Source organism: Devosia sp., assembly GCF_036563435.1.
GTDB lineage: Bacteria > Pseudomonadota > Alphaproteobacteria > Rhizobiales > Devosiaceae > Devosia.
The window spans coordinates 438,133-453,310 of record NZ_DATCMJ010000001.1; the positions used below are offsets into that span (position 1 = coordinate 438,133).

Annotated in this window: 10 protein-coding genes and 2 pseudogenes; 5 read left to right on the top strand and 7 right to left on the bottom strand. The window is 63.1% G+C overall.

What is annotated here, in order from left to right:
* Positions 1-11: 11 nt before the first annotated feature.
* From VIL88_RS02135 to VIL88_RS02165, 7 genes are all read right to left on the bottom strand, one after another.
* The gene (locus tag VIL88_RS02135; RefSeq protein WP_331985444.1) at positions 12-3,014 is read right to left on the bottom strand and encodes a 2-oxoglutarate dehydrogenase E1 component; all 3,003 of its coding nucleotides are present in this window, start codon (positions 3,012-3,014) and stop codon (positions 12-14) included.
* Between the two features lie 366 nt (positions 3,015-3,380).
* A complete protein-coding gene (gene sucD, locus VIL88_RS02140) occupies positions 3,381-4,283 on the bottom strand; it encodes a succinate--CoA ligase subunit alpha (protein ID WP_331985446.1) in 903 nt (300 codons plus the stop codon).
* 18 nt (positions 4,284-4,301) lie between these two features.
* Positions 4,302-5,495, bottom strand: a complete 1,194-nt coding sequence (gene sucC / locus VIL88_RS02145) for an ADP-forming succinate--CoA ligase subunit beta (RefSeq protein WP_331985448.1) — start codon at positions 5,493-5,495, stop codon at positions 4,302-4,304.
* Positions 5,496-5,600: 105 nt separating this feature from the next.
* The gene (gene mdh / locus VIL88_RS02150; protein WP_331985450.1) at positions 5,601-6,563 is read right to left on the bottom strand and encodes a malate dehydrogenase; all 963 of its coding nucleotides are present in this window, start codon (positions 6,561-6,563) and stop codon (positions 5,601-5,603) included.
* A gap of 142 nt (positions 6,564-6,705) precedes the next feature.
* Positions 6,706-7,827, bottom strand: coding sequence for a cell division protein ZapE (gene zapE / locus VIL88_RS02155; protein WP_331985452.1), 1,122 nt, complete (start codon positions 7,825-7,827; stop codon positions 6,706-6,708).
* A 106-nt stretch (positions 7,828-7,933) separates the two neighbouring features.
* Positions 7,934-8,575, bottom strand: coding sequence for an AprI/Inh family metalloprotease inhibitor (locus VIL88_RS02160; protein ID WP_331985454.1), 642 nt, complete (start codon positions 8,573-8,575; stop codon positions 7,934-7,936).
* 120 nt (positions 8,576-8,695) lie between these two features.
* Positions 8,696-8,929, bottom strand: a complete 234-nt coding sequence (locus VIL88_RS02165) for a hypothetical protein (RefSeq protein WP_331985456.1) — start codon at positions 8,927-8,929, stop codon at positions 8,696-8,698.
* Positions 8,930-9,314: 385 nt separating this feature from the next.
* Between VIL88_RS02165 and VIL88_RS02170 the strand changes: the two genes are divergently transcribed.
* The 5 genes and pseudogenes from VIL88_RS02170 (at position 9,315) to VIL88_RS02185 (ending at position 15,082) form a co-directional block, all read left to right on the top strand.
* A complete protein-coding gene (locus tag VIL88_RS02170; protein WP_331985458.1) occupies positions 9,315-10,421 on the top strand; it encodes a microcin C ABC transporter permease YejB in 1,107 nt (368 codons plus the stop codon).
* Positions 10,418-11,560 carry an ABC transporter permease gene (locus tag VIL88_RS02175; RefSeq protein WP_331985460.1) on the top strand — a complete coding sequence of 381 codons (1,143 nt, stop codon included), beginning with the start codon at positions 10,418-10,420 and terminating at the stop codon, positions 11,558-11,560. Before VIL88_RS02170 ends, VIL88_RS02175 begins: the two co-directional genes overlap by 4 nt.
* A pseudogene (locus tag VIL88_RS18060) lies at positions 11,557-12,330 on the top strand (ATP-binding cassette domain-containing protein); the annotation flags it as partial. The gene VIL88_RS02175 and the pseudogene VIL88_RS18060, both read left to right, overlap by 4 nt.
* Before the next feature lie 39 nt (positions 12,331-12,369).
* Positions 12,370-13,185: pseudogene (locus VIL88_RS18065) on the top strand (ATP-binding cassette domain-containing protein); the annotation flags it as partial.
* 46 nt (positions 13,186-13,231) lie between these two features.
* On the top strand, positions 13,232-15,082 hold the full coding sequence (locus tag VIL88_RS02185) for an extracellular solute-binding protein (RefSeq protein WP_331985464.1): 1,851 nt from the start codon (positions 13,232-13,234) through the stop codon (positions 15,080-15,082).
* Positions 15,083-15,178: the final 96 nt, after the last annotated feature.

The following is a 15,178-nucleotide window of genomic DNA, read 5'->3' on the forward strand; positions in this document are numbered from 1 at the left end:
TGGTCTGTCCTTTATTGGCCGAGGGCTTCGTCGAGGAAGGCCTGCAGTTGAGCAAGATGGGTCCGCATCAGACCCGTGGCAGTGGAGGCGGATGCCGGGCGTCCGGTATAACGCACGCGCTGGCCCGAGCGGCCCATCTGGTCGAACACCCATTCAACATAGGGCTGGATGAACGCCCAGGCACCCATGTTCTTGGGCTCTTCCTGGCACCAGATGATCTCGGCATTGGGGAAGCGGCTCAGCTCGTCCAGCAGGGCCTTGGCCGGGAACGGATAGAGCTGTTCGATGCGCAGCAGATAGATATCGTCGATACCCTTCTTCTCGCGCTCTTCCAGAAGGTCGTAATAGACCTTGCCCGTGCACAGCACGACCCGGCGCATCTTGTCGTCGCGCACCAGGTTGATGGTGGTCTTTGGTGCGCCCGGTGCTTCGGCATCGTCCCACAGGAGACGGTGGAAGCAGGAGTCCGGACCCATTTCGACCAGGCCCGAAACCGCACGCTTGTGGCGCAGCAGGGACTTGGGCGTCATCAGGATCAGCGGCTTGCGGAAGTCACGCTGCACCTGGCGGCGCAACACGTGGAAGTAGTTGGCCGGCGTGGTGCAGTTGGCGACCTGCATGTTGTCTTCGGCGCAGAGCTGGAGGAAGCGCTCCGGACGGGCCGAGGAGTGCTCGGGGCCTTGGCCCTCATAGCCGTGCGGCAGGAGCATCACGAGGCCCGACATGCGGAACCACTTGCGCTCGCCCGAGGAGATGAACTGGTCGATGACGACCTGCGCACCGTTGACGAAATCGCCGAACTGGGCTTCCCAGATGGTCAGGGCCTGCGGCTCCGCCAGCGAGTAGCCATATTCGAAGCCCAGCACCGCTTCTTCCGACAGCATCGAGTTGATGACTTCGTAGCGGCTCTGGTCGGGCGCGAGATTGTTGAGCGGCGTATAGGTCTTGTTCTCGACCTGCTGGTCGTTGAGAACGGAATGGCGCTGCGAGAAGGTGCCGCGTTCCACGTCCTGGCCGGAGAGACGCACGGGATGACCGTCGGTCACCAGCGTACCGAAAGCCAGCGCCTCGGCCGTCGCCCAGTCGATGCCTTCGCCCGATTCGATCGCCGCCAGGCGGTTGTCCATGAAGCGCTTGACCGTCTTGTGGACGTTGAAGCCTTCGGGAATGCGCGTGAGGTCGGTACCGATCTTGATCAGGCGATCGAGCTCGACGCCAGTGTCGCCACGGCGCGGGCCTTCCTGATCGGCAGGCTTGAAATCCTTCCAGGCACCGTCGAGCCAGTCGGCCTTGTTGGGACGATAGTCCTGACCGGCCTCGAACTCGGCTTCGAGCCTGGACCGCCAGGCGGCCTTCATGCCGTCGACTTCCTCGGCCGTGACATGGCCTTCGCGGATCAGCTTGTCGGCATAAAGCTCCAGCGTCGTCTTCTGTGCGCGGATCTTGGCGTACATCAGCGGCTGGGTGAAGCTGGGCTCGTCGCCTTCATTGTGGCCGAAGCGGCGATAGCAGAACATGTCGATGACGACAGGCTTGCCGAACTTCTGGCGATATTCGACCGCGACCTTGGCCGCGAAGACCACGGCTTCCGGATCGTCGCCATTCACATGGAGAACCGGCGCCTCGATCATCTTGGCCACGTCCGTCGGATATGGGGACGAGCGCGAATACATCGGCGAGGTGGTGAAGCCGATCTGATTGTTGATCACGAAGTGGATCGAGCCGCCCGTGCGATGGCCCTTGAGACCGGAAAGGCCCAGGCACTCGGCGATGACGCCCTGCCCTGCAAAGGCCGCATCGCCGTGGATCAGGAGCGGCAGGACCATGGAGCGGTCCGGCTTGCCATCGGTGGCGATGTTGACGAGCTTCCCGCCGGGGGAAATGTGCTGGTCCTGCTTGGCGCGCGACTTGCCCAGCACCACCGGATCGACGATCTCGAGATGCGAGGGGTTGGCCGTCAGCGACAGGTGGACCTTGTTGCCGTCGAACTCGCGGTCGGAGGAGGCACCGAGATGGTACTTCACGTCGCCTGAACCCTCGACGTCGTCGGGGTAGAAGGCACCGCCCTTGAATTCATGGAACAGCGCGCGGTGCGGCTTGGCCATCACCTGCGTCAGGACGTTGAGGCGGCCACGATGGGCCATGCCAAGGACGATGTCCTTGATGCCCAGCGCACCGCCGCGCTTGATGATCTGCTCGAGCGCCGGAATGGTGGACTCGCCGCCATCGAGGCCGAAGCGCTTGGTGCCGGTATACTTGACGTCGATGAACTTTTCGAAGCCTTCGGCCTCGACCAGCTTGGACAGGATCGCCTTCTTGCCTTCCTTGGTGAAGGTGATTTCCTTGTCCGGACCTTCGATGCGCTCCTGGATCCACTGCTTGGCTTCGGGATCGGAGATGTGCATGAACTCGATGCCCATCGTGCCGCAATAGGTGCGCTGCAGGATGGCCAGCATTTCCGGGATGGTGGCGTATTCCATGCCCAGGTAGTTATCGATGAAGATCTTGCGGCTGTAATCGGCCTCGGTGAAGCCATAGCTCTTGGGGTCGAGCTCGGGCGCCGGCTCCTCGGCCTTCATCTTGAGCGGATCGAGATCGGCATGGAGGTGGCCGCGCATGCGATAGGCGCGGATCATCATGATGGCGCGGATCGAGTCGCGCGTGGCCTGCAGCACGTCGGCGACGGAGGACTTGGCAACGCCCAGTGCCTCGGCCTTCTTGGCAATGGCCTTTTCGGTCTTTACGGCGATTTCGCCCCAGTTGCCGTCAAGCGCGCTGACCAGTTCGCCATTGGCGCTCTGCGGCCAATCCTTGCGGCCCCAGCTTGGGCCCTCGGCATTCTTTTCAGCGACGCCCTGCTCGTCATCGAGCCGGGAAAAGAAGCTCTTCCAGGTGTCATCGACACTGTCCGGATCGGTCTTGAAGCGGGAATAGAGCTGCTCGATGTAGTCGGCGTTCCCACCATAGAGGAACGAAGTCAGCAAGAACGTGTCGTTCTTTTCCTGTCGTGTCATCGCTTTTTTGTGCGAGGCGCTGGCCCCGCCATCCTTCTCAACAACCGGCGAACCGGTCCATGCGGTCCCTAAATTGTGTCGGATACTGACCGCTTATCCTTAGTATCCTGTTAAGTGTAACGGCCCCTGAGCAGGGCCGCGGCTTATGTTCGGAGCTTAACTGCTTCGGGCAGAGTTGGCGTAACACCAATCTGTGTCCGAAGCGCGACCGACCTTGGTCGCAGTGAACCCTCAACACCCCCACCTAACCTCCCCCTGAAGGGGGGAGGGACCCGCCGGTGCGTGAGGCACCATCGAGACCCATCCCCGATCTGCTCCTCCCCCTAACAGGGGGAGGCTGGGAGGGGGTTCCACACGCTCCGCAGCTTACCCGCGCAGCACTTCGACCAGCGTGGTGCCCAGACGCGCCGGCGAGGGCGAGACGCGGATGCCAGCGGCTTCCATCGCGGCGATCTTGGATTCCGCATCGCCCTTGCCGCCGGATACGACGGCGCCGGCATGGCCCATGGTACGGCCCTTGGGCGCCGTGCGGCCGGCAATGAAACCAGCCATGGGCTTCTTGCGGCCCTTCCTGGCTTCGTCGATCAGGAACTGCGCGGCATCTTCCTCGGCCGAACCGCCGATTTCGCCGATCATGATGATCGATTCGGTGGCGTCGTCAGCCAGGAACATCTCGAGCACGTCGATGAACTCGGTGCCCTTGACCGGATCGCCACCGATGCCGACGGCGGTCGTCTGGCCGAGGCCTTCATTGGAGGTCTGGAACACGGCTTCATAGGTAAGCGTGCCCGAGCGCGAAACAATACCGACGGAGCCCTTGCGGAAGATCGAGCCCGGCATGATGCCGATCTTGCACTCTTCCGGGGTCAGGATGCCCGGGCAGTTGGGGCCGAGGAGGCGCGAGTTTGAGCGATCGAGGCGAGCCTTGACGCGCACCATGTCCATCACCGGAATGCCTTCGGTGATGCAGGTGATGAACGGAATTTCCGCATCGATGGCTTCGATGATGGCGTCAGCGGCACCGGCCGGCGGCACGTAGATCACCGAGGCGTCGGCGCCCGTGCGTTCCTTGGCTTCGGCAACCGAGGCAAAGATCGGCAGGGTTTCGCCGCCCGCACCGGTCCAGGTTTCGCCGCCCTTCTTGGGGTGGATACCGCCTACCATCTGCGTGCCGTAGTAGGCCAGCGCCTGCTCGGTGTGGAAGGTACCGGTCTTGCCGGTGAGGCCCTGAACGAGGACCTTGGTGTTCTTGTTGACGAGAATCGACATCAGTAAAGGTCCTTCAAATTAGCCGTTGATCGCCGCGACGATCTTCTTGGCGGCGTCGTCGAGATCATCGGCCGCCGTGATCGCCAGACCCGACTCGTTGAGGATCTTCTTGCCCAGCTCGACATTGGTGCCTTCGAGGCGCACGACCAGCGGCACCTGGAGGCCCACTTCCTTGACGGCTGCGATCACGCCTTCGGCGATGACGTCGCACTTCATGATGCCGCCGAAGATGTTGACGAGGATCCCCTCGACCTTGGGATCGGCGGTGATGATCTTGAAGGCTGCAGCGACCTTCTCCTTGCCCGCGCCACCGCCGACGTCACAGAAGTTGGCCGGTTCCTTGCCGTAGAGCTTGATGATGTCCATGGTCGCCATGGCAAGGCCGGCGCCATTGACCATGCAGCCGATATTGCCATCGAGGGCGACATAGGCGAGGTCCCACTTGGAAGCCTCGATTTCCTTGCTGTCTTCTTCGCTCTCGTCACGCAGCGCCTTGATGTCGTCGTGGCGGAACAGGGCGTTGCCGTCGAAGCTCACCTTGGCGTCGAGGACGCGCAGGTGCCCGTCTTCCATGACGATCAGCGGGTTGACTTCGAGCAGCGCCATGTCGGTCGCGCTGAAGGCCTTGTAGAGGATCGGGAACAGCGACTTGGCATCTTCGGCGGCAACGCCGTCGAGCTTGAGCGCCTTGACGATGCGCGCCACGTCCGCGTCGGTGACGCCGGCTTCGGGATCGATCGCGATGGTCTCGATCTTTTCCGGGGTGTCGTGGGCAACTGCTTCAATGTCCATGCCGCCTTCGGTCGAGACGACAAAGGCCACCTGGCCGACCGAACGATCGACCAGCAGCGAGCAGTAGAGCTCACGGGCGATATCGGCGCCGTCTTCGATATAGAGACGGTTGACCTGTTTGCCGGCTTCGCCGGTCTGTGCCGTTACCAGCGTGTTGCCCAGCATCTCGCGGGCGTGGGAGACGACTTCTTCAATGGAGCGGGCGAGACGCACGCCGCCCTTGGCATCGGGACCGAGTTCCTTGAACTTGCCCTTGCCGCGGCCGCCGGCATGGATCTGCGACTTGACCACATAGAGCGGGCCGGGCAGCGAGCGGGCCGCAGCTTCGGCCTCGTCGGCCGAAAAGATCGCGACGCCGGCAGCAACGGGTGCGCCGTAGCCCTTCAGCAGCTCTTTGGCCTGGTGTTCGTGGATGTTCATTGAAAAGTCCCCTTGGATAGGCAAAGCGGTGCAGGATGATCTCAACGCACCGGGGTGACTGAAACGGAACATCCCCGCTCGCGCGGGGATGTCTCGGGTCTTGGATCAGGCCAGCTTGGGCGCGATCTTCTTACAGGCTTCGATCAGCCCTTCCACCGCGCCGACCGACTTGTCGAAGGCCTTCTGCTCGGCAGAGTTGAGCGAGATCTCGATCACCTTCTCGGCGCCACCGGCACCGATCACCACCGGCACGCCGACATAGGTGCCCTTCACGCCATATTGGCCATCAAGGAAGGCGGCAGCGGGGAGGACGCGCTTCTTGTCCTTGAGATAGCTCTCGGCCATGGCGATGGCGGAGGTGGCGGGCGCATAAAAGGCCGAACCGGTCTTGAGCAGGCCCACGATCTCGGCGCCGCCGTCGCGGGTGCGCTGGATGATTTCCTCGAGGCGTTCCTTGCTCATCCAGCCCATCTTGACGATGTCGGTGAGCGGAATGCCGGCAACGGTGGAATAGCGGGCCAGCGGCACCATGGTGTCGCCATGGCCGCCCAGCACGAAGGCGTTGACGTCTTCCACCGAGACGTTGAGCTCGTCGGCGATGAAGTGGACGAAGCGCGAGCTATCGAGCACGCCGGCCATGCCGATGACGCGGTTGGTGGGAAGGCCGGAGAACTTCTGCAACGCCCAGACCATAGCGTCGAGCGGGTTGGTAATGCAGATCACGAAGGCATTGGGGGCATATTTGGCGATGCCGGCGCCCACCTGCTCCATGACCTTGAGGTTGATTTCCAGGAGGTCGTCGCGGCTCATGCCCGGCTTACGCGGCACGCCGGCGGTGACGATCACCACGTCGGCGTCCTTGAGGTCCTCGTATTTGGAGGTGCCGCTGATCTTGGCGTCGTAGCCTTCGACCGGGGCGGACTGCGAAATATCGAGCGCCTTGCCCTGCGGCACGCCATCGACGATGTCGAACAGGACGATGTCGCCGAGGTCCTTGAGTGCCGCCAGGTGGGCCAGTGTCCCACCGATCTGACCCGAGCCGATAAGAGCGATCTTTTTACGCGCCATAAGTCCTCATCCCGCCACTGCGTTGAATTGGCGCACCTCTTACCCCCCTCAGTCGGGAGGGGCAAGTGAACCCTTCGTCGTAAAGCCCTTTTCGCCCTTGCTGATGGGCGAAGGGGTGATGCCGGATGGGCATTGGCTGCGCTCAGCTTGCCGCAGGGGCGTCGCGCAGGCCCTTGCCGAGGTAGTCCTCGGAGCGCATCTCATCGAGCCGGGAGATGGTGCGCTGGAATTCAAAGGCGGTGCGGTCGTCCTTGCCCAGCTGCTCGAGCGGTACGGCAAAGCTTGCGCCGAGCTTGACGCCGCGGTCGTAGAGGTTGTCGATCAGGAGGATGAAGCGCTTGGCGGCATCGGACCTGGTGCGGTCCATCTGCGGCACGTCGTCGATGACGACGGAGTCGAACTGATGGGCGATGCGGACGAAGTCGCGCGAGCCCAGTGGCTTTTCGCAAAGGTCGGCAAAGCCGAAGCGCGCCGCGCCCATGGCCATCTGCGGCACGGCGATTTCGCGGCCGATGCTGGTGACCGTGCCGGGCATGCCCTGCTCACCGCCGGTGATGCGCAGCCAGAGCCGGTCCATCTCGGCACGCACCTCGGGACCGGTGCCGAAGGCATAGACCTGCTGGCCGGCAAACTTCATGCGGCGATAGTCGCGCTCGGCAGCGAGGCTGGCCACGACACAATGCTGCTTCAGGAGCTCGATGAAGGGGAGGAACAGCTGGCGGTTGAGCCCGTCCTTGTAAAGCTCGTCGGGCACCACATTGGAGGTGGCGACCAGCGTCACGCCCTGGGCGAAAAGCTTGTCGAACAGGCGGTAGAGCAGCATGGCATTGGTGATGTCATGCACGTGGAACTCGTCGAGGCAGAGGAGGCGCAGCCCCGAGCGAATGATGGGCTTGACCACCGCCTCGACCGGGTCGCTGTCGCGCCCCTTGTCGCTCTGGCGGAACGCCGCCATGCCGGCATGCATCTCGTCCATGAACTCGTGGAAGTGTACGCGCCGCTTGCCCCTGATCGGCACTGCGGCAAAGAACAGGTCCATCAGCATGGTCTTGCCGCGCCCGACTTCGCCATGAAGATAAAGGCCGCGCACCGGCTCCGGCTTGTCGAAGAACTTGCTGAACAAGCCCTTCGGCTGCTCGGCGGCAAGTGCCTGGAGCACCGCGTCGAGATGCTGCGCCGCTTGGCGCTGAGCCGGATCGGGCGTCAGCACGCCCCGTTTGGCGAGGTCGTCATAGGCAGCGGAAACAGGAGGAGCGGATGTCATGGGTGGCATCCATGGAGTCCGCAGCGCGGGCGGTCAAGCCGCTAGGCGCGCGGTGACGCTGTGGAACCGGAAATGAAAAAGCCGGCCCAGGGGCCGGCTTTATACTTTAGCGCGACATCGAGACGGCCTGGCCGCCGCTGATGGTGCCGATATAGCGGCCAGAGCTTGGGGCGAGGAAGGCGGCGATGTTGCCGTTCTCATCATAAAGCTGCAGTTGCGAACCCACCTGCTGCCAGCCGGTGACCGAGGCGATCTGCGGCACGGTGCAACCCGGCGCCGAGGCGCGGTAGTAGCTGGTGCCGGTCTTGGCAGTCATGGGCAGGTTGATGCGGCAAGTGGCCGAACCTGCAACCACGTTCCAGGTGCCTTCCGGACCGGTGCTGACGCCGCCAGCCATGGGCTGGTTAAGCGAAACGATCGAGCTGCCGGGAGCGGCAGGAGCGGTTGTGCCCAAAGCCGGAGAGGTCATGCCTGGCGTGGTCATGCCGGGCGTGGCCATGGCGATCTGAGTCGGAACGCCACCGAGAACCGGCTGGCCCGAGAGGCCCGGCGCCGGAGTGCCGGTCGCGCCAATGGCGGGCAGCGTGCCCTGCTGGACCGTTGAATTCTGGACCGGCTGCAACTGCGATGGTGCGCCGATCGTATTGAGGTTCGCCGTATTCGAGCCGGTGGACTGGCATGCTGCCAGAACCACGGCGATTGCCGCCACGCCTACCGCGGACAACGATCCGCGCATCCAAACCGTCATGGGTTCGCTCCTGCCCGAAGGCTTAATAAAGGTTAACAGCTTGGCTGGCTTATAGCCAAAGGTCGCGCCGCGTTCAACCGCCCGGTCCGCCCGCAATGCAAAGGCGCAACATTGTGGCCTTTATTGGTCGGACGCCGCCATGTCCCTCAACAACTGTTCCGCCAGAACAGTTGCATCCGCCGCCTCTTCTTCGGGAACCTCGACCGGAACACCGTCAGGACCGAAGAGATTGCGCACGCCGGGCAGGCCGCCCTGCCCCCGCTCCAGCGGATGAAAGCCATAGGCGCGCAATGCCACCTCCAAGGCACGCGCCTCCGCATCGTTCTTTGCTTGGGCAATGATCTGGTAGGCCATGGGGGCTCCTATGTTTGGGGGAGTTTGACCGGTGCGGTGACAGTGAGCAAGAGCTTGAGCGGCGCAAGGTCCACCACCCTCCCCTGGGGGAGGAGCAGATCGGGATTGTGGCACCAAGTCGCCAAACGCGTTGCGCGGCCCGTCCTAGGTGCTTTGGGTTCGGGTTGTGCCCTGCGGGACATATCCGCCATTCGGCCATAGGCCTCATGGCCTTCTCCATTCAAAACGCGCCACTGGCGCGTTTTGCCCTTCGGGACATATCGAAGTTGCAAAAGCTTCATCAAAGTGCTGCATTTGCCGCTAAGTCACTTTCACCGCATGTTGATTTGCTGGCGTACACCCGCGCGCGCTTAGCTGAACAAACAACAGTCTGCCCGGAGACCCGATGGGCGCCTATATTCTTCGCCGGCTGCTGCTGATGATCCCGACCGTCTTCGGCATCATGGCGATCTCCTTCGTGATCACCCAGTTCGCCCCCGGCGGCCCGGTGGAACAGGCCCTGGCAAATCTCTCCGGCCAGAACGTTTCGATTACCGAGCGCATCAGCGGCGGTGGCGGGGGCGACCTGGCCGGCCAGGCACCCGCTCCCCGCCCGGGCGCGACAACGACCGGCTATCGCGGCAGCCAGGGCCTGCCGCCTGAACTGGTGGAGCGGATCGAAAAGCAGTTCGGCTTCGACAAGCCGCCGCTCGAACGCTTCGGCATGATGTTGTGGAACTACCTGCGCTTCGACTTCGGCGAGAGCTACTACCGCGATGCTTCCGTCATCGAGCTCATCGTGGAGAAGATGCCGGTCTCGATCTCGCTCGGGCTCTGGATGACGCTGATTGCCTATGGCATTTCGATTCCGCTTGGGATCAAGAAGGCGGTGACCGACGGCTCGCGCTTCGACGTCTGGACCTCGACCATCGTCATCATCGGCTATGCCATTCCGGGCTTCCTCGTCGCGATCGCCCTGGTCATCCTCTTCGCCGGCGGCAGCTTCTGGTCGATCTTCCCCCTTCGCGGCCTGACCTCGCCTGGCTTCGAGAACTTCCCCTGGTGGCGGCAAGTCCTGGACTATTTCTGGCACCTGGTCCTGCCCATCGTCTCCATGGGTCTGGGCGCCTTTGCCACAACGACCCTGCTGACCAAGAACTCCTTCATCGACGAGATCGGCAAGCAATACGTCACCACGGCCCGGGCGAAAGGCCTGACGGAGCGGCAGGTGCTCTATGGCCATGTTTTCCGCAATGCCATGATGCTGATCATCGCCAGCTTCCCCGGGGCTTTCGTGGCGGCCTTCTTCGGCGGCTCGCTGCTGATCGAGACCATCTTCTCGCTTGACGGCCTTGGCCTGCTCGGCTTCCAGTCGGTGGCCAACCGCGACTATCCGGTGGTCTTTGCCACGCTCTATATCTTCAGCCTTCTGGGGCTGGTCATCGCGCTAATTTCCGACCTCGCCTATATGTGGGTCGACCCGCGCCTCGATTTCGAGAGCCGCGAAGTATGAGCGAAATGGCAGGACAGGCCGCCGTCATCGAGGCGCCGCGCAACAGGTTTCTGAGCCCCCTGGGTCAACGCCGGCTGGACAATTTCCGCAAGAACCGGCGCGGCTGGTGGTCCTTGTGGATTTTCCTCGCACTTTTTGCGGCAACGCTCGGCTCCGAGTTCATCGCCAATGATCGGCCGATCCTCGCCTCCTACAAGGGCGAGTTGCTGTTTCCGGCGCTGGTCGACTATCCCGAATCCAAGTTTGGCGGCTTTCTCGCCGTCACCAACTACCGTGATGAGTTCAATGCCGCCGAAATCGAAGCCAATGGCTGGATGATCTGGCCGCCGGTGCGCTTCAGCTACCAGACTGTCGATACCTTCCTGCCCGCCTCTGGTGCCGTCGCGCCCAGCTGGACCATGACCCATGCCGAGAACTGCGCCGGCTACCCGCTGCAGGAAGCGGATCCGCACTGCCACTGGGGCAATTTTCACTGGCTGGGCACCGATGCCAGCGGCCGTGACGTGCTGGCCCGCCTCCTCTATGGCTTCCGCATTTCCATCCTGTTCGGGCTGACGCTGACAGTGATCTCCTCGGTGATCGGCGTCTTCGCCGGTGCCGTGCAGGGCTATTTCGGCGGCTGGGTCGACCTGATCTTCCAGCGGGTCATCGAGATCTGGACGTCGATCCCGGCGCTCTACCTCTTGCTGATCATCTCGTCGGTGATCACGCCCAATTTCTGGGTGCTGCTGGGGATTCTGCTGTTGTTCTCCTGGGTCTCGCTGGTGGGTATCGTGCGCGCCGAATTCCTGCGCGGGCGGAACTTCGAATATATCGCCGCCGCACGGGCGCTCGGTGTCTCCAACCTCACCATCATGTTCCGGCACCTGCTGCCGAACGCCATGGTGGCGACCCTGACCTTCATGCCATTCATCATGTCCGGCTCTGTGGTGACCCTGACCTCGCTCGACCTCCTCGGCTTCGGCCTGCCGCCAGGTTCGCCGTCGCTGGGTGAGCTGCTCGCGCAGGGCAAGAACAATCTCCAGGCGCCCTGGCTCGGCCTCACCGGCTTTTTCACCATCGCTATCATGATGACCCTTCTGGTGTTCATCGGCGAGGCGGTGCGCGATGCCTTTGATCCGCGAAAGTCACTGGCATGACTGCGCCACTCCTTTCCATCCGCGATCTGACCATTGCCTTTGGCACTACTAGGGCGACGAACGGCATATCTTTTGATATCGCGCCGGGTGAAACGCTGGCGCTGGTGGGCGAGAGCGGGTCGGGCAAATCGGTCACCGCGCTCTCCGTGCTCAAGCTCCTGCCCCCCTCGGCCCGCATCACTGGGCAGATCCTGTTCAAGCAGCAGGATCTGGTGACGGCACCGCCGGCGGAGCTGCGCGCCGTGCGCGGCAACGACATATCGATGATCTTTCAGGAGCCGATGAGCTCGCTGAACCCGCTGCACACCATCGAACGCCAGATCGGCGAGGTTCTCGCCATCCATCGCGGGCTTCGGGCGACGGCCGCCCGCAAGCGGACGCTCGAACTGCTCGATGCCGTTGGCATTCCCGATCCTGCGACCCGGCTCAACGCCTATCCGCACCAGCTTTCGGGCGGGCAGCGCCAACGGGTGATGATTGCCATGGCCTTGGCCAACGAGCCCGATCTCCTGATTGCCGACGAGCCGACCACGGCCCTTGACGTCACGGTGCAGGCGCAGATCCTGCAGCTTTTGAAAGATCTGCAGCAGCGGCTGGGCATGGCCATGCTGTTCATCACCCATGACCTGGGGATCGTGCGCAGGATCGCCGACCGTGTCTGCGTGATGACCAGGGGCGAGATCGTCGAGACGGGCTTGGTGGAGCAGGTCTTTGGCGATCCGCAGCACGCCTATACGCGCCACCTGCTGGCGGCGGAACCACGCGGCACCCCGCCGGAGTCGGACCCGGATGCGCCGCGCATTGTCGACGTGGCGGACCTCAAGGTCTGGTTCCCGATCAAGCGCGGCCTCTTGCGGCGTACCGTCGGGCATGTGCGCGCCGTGGACGGTGTGGACCTCTCGATCCGTCAGGGAGAGACGCTGGGCGTGGTGGGTGAAAGCGGTTCGGGCAAGTCGACGCTCGGCTATGCGCTCCTGCGACTGATCCCATCAGAGGGACGCATCGTGGTGCTGGGCAGCGAGGTGCAGGCCCGCTCCTGGAAGGCCATGCGCCAGCTGCGCAAGGACATGCAGATCGTCTTCCAGGATCCCTTCGGATCGCTCAGTCCGCGCCTGTCGGTGGATCGGATCATTGGCGAAGGCCTGTCGGTGCATGCCCCGCATATCGGCGCTGGCGAGCGGCAGGAGCGCGTCATCCGCGCGCTGGAGGAAGTGGGGCTGCCGGCCAATAGCCGCTTCCGTTATCCGCACGAATTCTCGGGCGGGCAGAGGCAGCGTATCGCCATTGCCCGCGCCATGGTGCTGGAACCAAAATTTGTGGTGCTCGACGAACCGACCTCGGCCCTCGACGTATCGATCCAGGCGCAGGTGGTGGACTTGTTGCGCGACATCCAGCAGCGGCGTGGACTGACCTACATGTTCATCTCGCACGATCTCAAGGTGGTGCGGGCTTTGGCCAACCAGCTGATCGTCATGCGCAGCGGCCGGATTGTCGAACAGGGCGAGGCCGCGGCGGTTTTCGCGCAGCCGCAATCCGATTACACCAGGAGGCTGATGGCGGCCGCCTTCGACACACAAGTTCTCGAGGCCACCTTGCATGGCGCGTTACCTCTTGAGCCGCAATGAAATTGTCGCCTAGTCTTACCTTGTTGTTTCTGACCGGAGCTGTCCGATGAAGTTCGTGCCCTTCCTTGCTGCAGCCCTGCTGTGTGGTCTCGCCGTTCCAGCCGCAGCCCAGACCGCGCCCGGCGAGTGGGTCCACGCCTTCGCCATGGAAGGCGAGCCGAAATACGGGCCGGACTTCACCCACTTCGACTATGTCAATCCAGAAGCTCCTAAGGGCGGCACGGTGCGCATGGGGACGATGGGCGGGTTCGACACCTTCAATCCCATTCTGCCCAAGGGCGATCCGGCGGGCGGCATCGGCCTCCTCTACGAGACGCTGATGACGCCATCGCTCGATGAGCAGAGCGTCTATTACGGCCATCTGGCCGAGGCGCTCAGGATCGGCGACGACTATGGCTCGGTGACCTTCCGCATGGATCCGGAAGCCAGGTGGCACGATGGCCAGCCCGTCACGGCCGAGGACGTGGTTTGGACGTTCAACAAGCTGATCGAACTCAATCCGGACCAGGCGCAATACTATGCCAGCATCGAGAAGGCCGAAGTCACGGCGCCGGGCGAAGTGACCTTCACCATCAAGCAGAAGGGCAACCGCGAATTGCCGCTGATCCTTGGCCAGATGCTGGTTCTGCCGCAGCACTGGTGGGAAGGGCAGGATGCCAGCGGCACGCAGCGCGACATCGGCGCATCGACCCTCGAGCCGCCAATGGGATCGGGCGCCTACGAGCTCGCGAGCTTCGACGCGGGCCGCACCATTACCTATAAACGTGTCGAGGACTATTGGGGCGCCGACGAGCCGACGCAGGTCGGCACCAACAATTTCGACGAGTACCGCATCGAGTCGTTCCTCGACGAAACCGTCTGGTTCGAGGCGTTCAAGGGCGATCAGTTCGACTTCTGGGCCGAGTCCACGGCCCGGCGCTGGGCCACGGGCTACGATTTTCCGGCTGTCACCGAAGGCCGGATCATCAAGGAAGAATTCCCGCAGGACTATGCCGGGTCCGGCGTGATGGTTGGCTTCGTGCCCAACCTGCGCCGCGAGAAGTTCCAGGACGAGCGGGTACGCGAGGCGTTGAACTATGCCTTCGATTTCGAGACGCTCAACAAGACGCTGTTCTATGGGCAGTATGACCGCATCGACAGCTTTTTCTTCGGCTTGCCGTTCAAGGCCACCGGTCTGCCCGAGGGCGAGGAGCTCGAAATCCTCAATTCGGTCAAGGACCTAGTGCCGCCGAGCGTCTTTACCGAACCCTATACTAACCCGGTCAACGGCGATGCCGCCAACCTGCGCACCAACCTGCGCAAGGCGCTGGAGCTGCTCACCGCGGCCGGCTACACGCTGAACGGCACGCAACTGGTCGATGCCAACGGGCAGCAACTGACCGTCGAAATCTTGACGCAGCAGGCCGGATTGGAGGCAATGTTCCAGAACCTTGTGACCAACCTTGGCAAGATCGGGGTCCTAGCCACCATCCGCATTGTCGACAGCCCCCAATATATCAATCGGGTGCGCAGCTTCGACTACGACATGCTCTATACGTCCTGGACGCAATCCTGGTCGCCAGGCAATGAACAGCGCTTCTTCTTCGGCTCGGGCAGCGCCAACGAAGAGGGTTCGCAGAACTATGCCGGCATCGCCGATCCAGGCATCGACGCGCTGATCGACAAGCTCGTGGTGGCCGACGATCGCGCGACGCAGGAAGCCGCCAGCAAGGCGCTGGACCGCGTGCTGCTGCATCACCACTTCGTCGTGCCCGGCTATACGCTGCGTAGCCTGCGCACCGCCCGTTGGGATCGCTTCAGCCGTCCCGAGAACCTGCCGGAGTTTTCGTCCGGTTTCCCCACCATCTGGTGGTGGGATGCGGAGAAGGCGGCCAAGACCGGTGGGGCTGGAGGCTAGAGCCCCCACGTAACCTCCCCCTGAAGGGGGACGGACTGGCCGGTGGATGGGCACGATGGTGCCATAAGCCAGATGGGCTCGTCCCCTATCAGGGGG

Bases quoted from the DNA above. Each gene is read 5' to 3' on its own strand.
- VIL88_RS02135 (WP_331985444.1), bottom strand. From the start codon at position 3,014: ATGACACGACAGGAAAAGAACGACACGTTCTTGCTGACTTCGTTCCTC.
- sucD (WP_331985446.1), bottom strand. From the start codon at position 4,283: ATGTCGATTCTCGTCAACAAGAACACCAAGGTCCTCGTTCAGGGCCTC.
- sucC (WP_331985448.1), bottom strand. From the start codon at position 5,495: ATGAACATCCACGAACACCAGGCCAAAGAGCTGCTGAAGGGCTACGGC.
- mdh (WP_331985450.1), bottom strand. From the start codon at position 6,563: ATGGCGCGTAAAAAGATCGCTCTTATCGGCTCGGGTCAGATCGGTGGG.
- zapE (WP_331985452.1), bottom strand. From the start codon at position 7,827: ATGACATCCGCTCCTCCTGTTTCCGCTGCCTATGACGACCTCGCCAAA.
- VIL88_RS02160 (WP_331985454.1), bottom strand. From the start codon at position 8,575: ATGACGGTTTGGATGCGCGGATCGTTGTCCGCGGTAGGCGTGGCGGCA.
- VIL88_RS02165 (WP_331985456.1), bottom strand. From the start codon at position 8,929: ATGGCCTACCAGATCATTGCCCAAGCAAAGAACGATGCGGAGGCGCGT.
- VIL88_RS02170 (WP_331985458.1), top strand. From the start codon at position 9,315: ATGGGCGCCTATATTCTTCGCCGGCTGCTGCTGATGATCCCGACCGTC.
- VIL88_RS02175 (WP_331985460.1), top strand. From the start codon at position 10,418: ATGAGCGAAATGGCAGGACAGGCCGCCGTCATCGAGGCGCCGCGCAAC.
- VIL88_RS02185 (WP_331985464.1), top strand. From the start codon at position 13,232: ATGAAGTTCGTGCCCTTCCTTGCTGCAGCCCTGCTGTGTGGTCTCGCC.